At 65.3% G+C, this 6,301-nt stretch carries 7 protein-coding genes; 5 read left to right on the top strand and 2 right to left on the bottom strand.

What is annotated here, in order from left to right; genetic code table 11:
• Positions 1–1,171, top strand: a 1,171-nt coding sequence (locus ACFWF3_RS20325) for a KUP/HAK/KT family potassium transporter (RefSeq protein ID WP_379314861.1), incomplete at its 5' end; no start/stop codon positions are given.
• A 110-nt stretch (positions 1,172–1,281) separates the two neighbouring features.
• A complete protein-coding gene (locus ACFWF3_RS20320) occupies positions 1,282–1,638 on the top strand; it encodes a hypothetical protein (RefSeq protein WP_379314860.1) in 357 nt (118 codons plus the stop codon).
• 313 nt (positions 1,639–1,951) lie between these two features.
• On the opposite strand, the gene ACFWF3_RS20315 is transcribed toward ACFWF3_RS20320, so the two are convergent.
• Together ACFWF3_RS20315 and ACFWF3_RS20310 are read right to left on the bottom strand one after the other, a co-directional pair.
• A complete protein-coding gene (locus tag ACFWF3_RS20315) occupies positions 1,952–2,809 on the bottom strand; it encodes an aldo/keto reductase (protein WP_379314859.1) in 858 nt (285 codons plus the stop codon).
• A 43-nt stretch (positions 2,810–2,852) separates the two neighbouring features.
• Positions 2,853–3,044 carry a hypothetical protein gene (locus ACFWF3_RS20310; RefSeq protein WP_379314858.1) on the bottom strand — a complete coding sequence of 64 codons (192 nt, stop codon included), beginning with the start codon at positions 3,042–3,044 and terminating at the stop codon, positions 2,853–2,855.
• A gap of 97 nt (positions 3,045–3,141) precedes the next feature.
• Here ACFWF3_RS20310 and ACFWF3_RS20305 point away from each other — a divergent pair, with 97 nt between their 5' ends.
• From ACFWF3_RS20305 to ACFWF3_RS20295, 3 genes are all read left to right on the top strand, one after another.
• Entirely contained in the window at positions 3,142–4,014 is an 873-nt protein-coding gene (locus ACFWF3_RS20305) for a helix-turn-helix transcriptional regulator (protein WP_379314857.1), read from the top strand.
• Between the two features lie 449 nt (positions 4,015–4,463).
• Positions 4,464–4,787 carry a hypothetical protein gene (locus ACFWF3_RS20300; protein WP_379314856.1) on the top strand — a complete coding sequence of 108 codons (324 nt, stop codon included), beginning with the start codon at positions 4,464–4,466 and terminating at the stop codon, positions 4,785–4,787.
• 511 nt (positions 4,788–5,298) lie between these two features.
• A complete protein-coding gene (locus ACFWF3_RS20295; RefSeq protein WP_379314855.1) occupies positions 5,299–5,913 on the top strand; it encodes a PucR family transcriptional regulator in 615 nt (204 codons plus the stop codon).
• Positions 5,914–6,301 lie beyond the last annotated feature (388 nt).

Below are 6,301 nucleotides of genomic sequence, written 5' to 3'. Positions count from 1 at the left end.
ACGTCCGATCGCCCGAGGCTGGCTGCTTCTGGTGTTCCCGGCATGCATGCTCAGCTACATGGGCCAGGGCGCGCTGATCCTGTCCGACCCGGCCAACATCACCAGCCCGTTCTTCCTGCTCGTCCCGGGCTGGGGTCGGCTCCCGATGGTGCTGCTGGCCACCGCCGCGACGGTGATCGCCGCTCAGGCCGTGATCACCGGCGCGTTCTCCGTCGCCTCCCAAGCCGCTCAGCTCGGCTACCTGCCGCGACTGCGGATCGTGCACACCTCCGAATCCACCATCGGTCAGATCTATGTCCCGTGGATCAACTGGCTGCTCATGGTTTCGGTGCTGACCTTGGTCTTCGCGTTCCGCAGCTCCCACGCCCTCGCCTACGCGTTCGGGATGGCGGTCACGGGCACCATCACCATCACCACGCTGCTGTTCTTCTATGTAGCCCGCGCCCGATGGCGTACCCCGTACTGGCTGCTCGCGTTCGGTGCGGTGCCGCTGCTCGGTATCGATCTGCTGTTCCTCGGGGCGAACCTCACCAAAATCGTGCACGGTGCGTGGTTGCCGTTGCTGATCAGCGTCATCGCGTTCACGGTCATGACCACCTGGGAACGCGGTCGCGATATCGTCACCGCTGCGCGCGAACAGCGTGAAGGCCCACTGCAGGAATTCGTCGACGAACTCGGCGAAGGGCGACCGAGGACCTTCGAGGTTCCCGGCACGGCGATCTTCCTCAATCGGGGCAAGAAAACTACTCCGCTGGCCATGCGCGCCAATGTCGAGAACAACCACGTCCGCCACCAGCACGTCGCGATCGTGAGCATCGCCACCGACCCGGTGCCCCGTGTCCCGTTCGCGGAACGGCTCACCGTCGACCCTCTCGGCCACGGCGACGACGGCATCATTCACGTCACCGCCCGCTACGGCTACGCCGAACGTCCCGATATCCCCGCGGCGTTGCGGCATCTCGATGCCACGGCGACAGAGGGAAGGCTCGACCTCGATCGCGCCTCCTACTTCGTCTCCAAGATCGAACTCCGCCGCGGTGACCAGCCGACCATGGCGACGTGGCGCAAACGACTGTTCATCGCGACCTCCCACATCACCGCCGACGCTGCCGACTACTTCGGCCTGCCCCGCGACCGCACCGTCATCATGGGCTCCCACATCGACGTCTGAATCTCTGATCATCGGCCGCGAGACGGACGCTTCACCGGCTCGAATTCTGGACTGTCGGTGGCGTTAGAATCGAGGGGGGTGCGAGGAGCAGAACGATGAGTACCACCAGTGTGATTGTGATCATCGTCGTCGCGGTCGTTGTCGTTGTCGCGCTCGTGGCCGGCGCCTTGATGTTGATGCGTAAACAGCGTGCACACCAGCGGGCAGAGGCCGAGGATATCCGCGCCCGCGCGACGGAACAGGAGTTCGAGGTCGGTCAGCGAGAGGCGCGGGCCGACGAGATCGCCGCCCGCAGCCGCGCCGCCAAGGCTGAAGCCGAGGCCAAGTCCGCACAGGCCGAGCAGCTTGCCCAGCAGGCACATGTGCATCGCGATGATGCCGCGGATTCGCGAGCCGACCTGGACAAGGAATGGGAGCGCGCGGACAAGGTCGATCCGGACACGAAGTCGGGTCACGCATCCGAGTGATTTGGACCGGTCGGCCCCGCGCCGATCGACCTTCGCCGGCAGCCACATATCGGGATCGGGATCGGTTGTGGTGCTTCACCTTCGGGGACGACGAACCCGCTGCCGGGTTCGAACGCGACGATGCCCTGCACACCGGGGTTCTTGATCGCGGCCTGCCGGTGGGGCCGCCGCCCTGGGAGTAAGTGAACAAGATCCGGTCACCGATCCGGTCGAACAGGGCGTCGAGGCTGTCGGCGATCACGGTGGCGTCGTAGTACTCCTCGTCGATCGGGGCCTGCCCACGCCCGTCATGCGTGGGCGCGGGCAGTGCAGATCAGTTGTGGCTGCGGCCGGACAGGCGGCGCACGGCCTCAGCATCACGGTGGTCGAAGAACAGGGACTCTCCGGTGTCGAGGCCGGCGATCGCGGTCATCTCGGCGTCGGTAAGGGTGAAATCGAGGCTGTCGAAGTTCTCGGCCATGCGTTCGGGGCGCACCGATTTCGGGATCGCGATGACGCCGCGTTCGGTGAGCCAGCGCAGCACCACCTGGCCCACGGACTTGCCGTGCGCGTCGGCGATCGTGGTCAGGGTCGGGTCGGTGAACAGGTTGTTGCGGCCCTCGGCGAACGGCCCCCACGACTGGATCTGCACACCGAGCTCGGCCATCTCGGTCTGGTATTCGGCGCGCTGGAAGAACGGGTGGGTCTCGATCTGATTCACCGCGGGCGTGATCTCGTTGTGCTCGATGAGGTCGACGAGCCGGTCGGGGTAGAAGTTGGCCACCCCGATCGCGCGGATCAGCCCCTGGCGGTACAGGTCGGTCATGGCGCGCCATTCGCCGTAGTAGTCGCCGAAGGGCTGGTGGATCAGATACAGGTCCAGATAGTCCAAGCCCAGGCGATTCAGCGAGTCCTCGAAGGAGCGTTTCGTCGCGTCCTCCGCAGACCCGTCACGCGAGTCCTGGATCCACAGTTTCGTGGTGACGAACAGATCCTCCCGCGCCACGCCGGACGCGGCGATCGCGGCGCCGACGGCTTCTTCGTTGCCGTAGCTGACGGCGGTGTCGAGCAGCCGGTAGCCGGTGGCGATCGCCTCGGTGACAACTTTTTCGGTATCAGCATCGGGGATCTGGAAGACCCCGAAACCCAGGATCGGCATCTCGACACCGTTGTTGAGGGTCACAGTCTGCACAGCAGCACTCCTTTCGATGGAGGAAACAGGGTCGAACAGCGGATCAGCGGGGGCGCGCGGCAACAGTGCGGGTACGCGCATGTTCGGCGGGACGGACGAGCACCACGGAGATCAGCACCACCGCCAGCATCGCCGCCCCACCCAGGTAGGCGGCGCTGACACGCCCCGCCGGCCCGGTCGAACCCGAGCCCGACCGCGAGCAGGCAGGCCGGTGAGGATCGTGTCGGTCATGCACCCATTGCACGCCGACTCGACCATGGCTGGAAGTGACTGCTGTTCCGTGTACTGGCAGTCACTGCTTCCCGACCGACCTGCGGTTTACCGTGGACGTCATGAACAACCAGAGCGAGGTGCGTGAGTTCCTGCGGACCCGGCGAGCCCGCATCACCCCTGCTCGAGCCGGCCTACCCACCAGCACCGGGCATCGCCGCGTGCCCGGGCTGCGCCGGGAAGAAGTCGCCCTGTTGGCCGGGATCAGCGTCGACTACTACGCGCGCATGGAACGCGGCAACCTCACCGGTGTCTCCGACGAGATCGTCCACGCCCTTGCCCGGGCGCTGCAACTCGACGACGCCGAAACCCAGCACCTCCAAGACCTCACCCGCGCTGCCAAACCGGCCCCTGCCGCCACCCGACGACCCAAACGCACCTCCGACCAAACCGTGCGTCCGACCCTGCAACGGTTCCTCGACGCCATCACCGGCACGCCCACCTGGGTCCGCAACCGGCGCATGGACTACATCGCCGGCAACGCCCTTGCTCGCGAATTGCTGTCCCCGCTGCTGACCGACCCCTCCAACGAAGCCAACAATGCCCGCTTCGTCTTCCTCAACCCCGCCGCCCGCCTGTACTACCCGGAATGGGAACGCGGCGCCGACGACATCGTGGCCACCCTGCGCACTTACGCCACGCAGAACCCCCTCGACAAAGGACTCACCGACCTCATCGGCGAACTCGTCACCCGCAGCGACGCCTTCCGCCACCGCTGGTCGGCCCACAACGTCCGCTTCCACCGCACCGGCATCAAACGAATCCATCACCCCGACGTCGGCGACCTCGAATTCGCCTACGAAGCAATGGAACTGCCCGACACCCCGGGCTGGACCATGTTCGGATTCACCACCGAACCCGGCTCCCCCAGCGAAGAACGCGTGAAACTGCTCGGCAGCCTCGCCGCCACCAACACGAGCCAGGATTCGACGTAGTCCCCGAAGTGGTCGGCTGGTCGACCACGAGCGGCCGTCACCAGATCGCATCGAGACCGGCCTGTTCGACGGCGACCAGAGGGTCGCCGGTGTCGACGTCGGCCCGGAACAGCGGCACCCGGGTCAGCCCGCTCGCCAGATCGAGCCAATCGCGAGCTTGTTGGTGGGTTGCGCGCTGTCTGCAGTGGTCGGCAGGCGAGCGGCTGACGTGGATTGATCGGGCCCGGAGCAGTCGACAGGACGACGGCTGATCAGGGTTTGGCGCCGAGGACAAGGTCACCTCTGTCGACTCTGGACCTCAGTGCAGTGACGGCACATACCGATGGGTACAGACTTTGCTTGCCGCCGCTGCGCAGCGACCTACATCACATGATTGCTCGATTGTGGTCCCAGTCACCGGTATCCGTGGTGCGTGGTCGATCAGATAGGACTTGTAGAAAATGCTTGCAATGAAGCAGCACATGCGCCGGTCCGCCGTGGCCCCGGCGCTCATCGTGGGGGTTGCCGTCGGGCACGCACTCGGAGCGACATCTGCCGGCGCGGAGCCCGGCGTGACCTCGGACTCGCAGTCGCTCGCCGACGCGATCGCCGATGGACTGAAGCCACACCCTGATCTGAAGGGCGACACCGTTCCCGGCGTCGACTACACCGCGGTGGCATCGCGCTACGACGAAGTCACCAACCCCTCCCTCAGCGCCGTCGATCCCATCGGCCACCCGGCCCTGAACTGCACGTTCAACCCGTGGTTGATCGGTGAGGGCGAAACACTGTGAGCCCCCGATGACCAGCCACACCGAACTCGGGTCGCCCGCGCAACTCTCGCCGGCGACCGACCGGATCGCGCACAAGATCCTCGAAACCATCCCGCGTCGCAGCCGACGAGGAAACGTTCTGCGCGAGGAGATCAGCGCCATCGTTGCCGACTGTCTGGTACTGGTATCCGACACAGCCCGGACACACCGCGGCCTCGGGACGCCGCGTCTTCGTCCGGTTGTTGCGCGGTGGGCGAGCATCGGCGTCCCGATCGACACTGTGCAGCACCATGTTCACGCAGGGTTCCGGCTACACATGGACGATCTCGAAGCCCGCTGCGCGCCCTTCGACGAAGTGCGCCGACTGATGGATGCGTTGAGCTCGGTGACCGCCACGATATCGACGATCTATCTGGAGGTCGCACCGCCCAGCGGCGATCGCGGTGGGTATGTGGCGCGCACTCTGCTCAGGGGTCGGCATACGACGAGAGCTACCCGTGAGCACGGGGCGCCACCCGATGAGCGGTACACCGTGCTCGCGGTGGCCGCGGATCGGTCCGCGCGCGACGCGGTATCACCGCGCGACTTCCGGGCGATGCTGTCGACAAGCTTCGGGCAGCCAGTGCCGGGTTTGGAGTCCCGGTTCGGCGCGACGATTCTGGTGCCGGAATCATTTCCCACCGCGAAGATCCGCGGCACGGTCGGACTGACTGCACTCACCGTGGTGGGGATCGCCGCCGACCGAGATCGGATTCCCTCGGCCGCCGAGGAGGCGCACGAACTCTTGGATGTGGCGACAAGACTCCATCGCCCGCCGGGCATGTACGAGATCGGAGACCTCGCTGTCGAGTACCAACTGACTCGGCCAGGGCCTGGGCGGGATCGTCTCGCATCGTTTCTCGATCCGGTTGCCGAGTTTCCGGACCTGATCAGCACGCTGCGCGCACATCTCAACAACGGGCTCAATCGCCGACTCACGTCACGCGAAACCCATATTCATATGAACACCGTCGATTACAGACTCCGACGTATCTACGACCTCGTGGGGCTCAACGCCCACGATCCAAAACTCATTTGGTTGCTTCAGTCCGCGCTTGTCGTGCGCGACTACCAGTCGATGGAGCAGTCCGACACGGTCGTCCGGTAACCGGCGATCTGCCTGACAGACCCAGGGCGGCGCTTGCAAACCTCGGCCCCGGCTGCGGACGGGCGGCGACCCGCACACACCGTGTCGGCGCTGCTGTTATGGGCGCGGTTCGCAAGCAGCGAGGTTACTGCTGTCAGAAGGGATCAGAACAAATGACGGTTCCGCAGGGACACAGCGTTTAGATTTGGAGGAATACGACGAAGGTGCCCGAACACAGACGGAAAGGTGCTTGGGAGGACAGGCCGATATCCACGACAGGAAGGGAAAAAGATGGGAAGCGACGACCCGAGTGTCAAGGAACTTGCTGTCAACGAAAGCTGGGCGCTACTCCGTACCGAGGAAATAGGCCGCCTCGCCGTGTGGGTGGATGACCATCCGGATATCTTCC

Source organism: Nocardia sp. NPDC060220 (assembly GCF_042727815.1).
Classification (GTDB): Bacteria; Actinomycetota; Actinomycetes; order Mycobacteriales; family Mycobacteriaceae; genus Nocardia.
Note: the sequence above shows the minus strand (reverse complement) of the source record. Positions and strands in the feature narration are given on the sequence as shown.

What these genes read in the sequence shown, in the direction of transcription:
- ACFWF3_RS20305 (WP_379314857.1), top strand. Translation starts at nt 3,142, where the DNA reads ATGAACAACCAGAGCGAGGTGCGTGAGTTCCTGCGGACCCGGCGAGCC.
- ACFWF3_RS20300 (WP_379314856.1), top strand. Translation starts at nt 4,464, where the DNA reads ATGAAGCAGCACATGCGCCGGTCCGCCGTGGCCCCGGCGCTCATCGTG.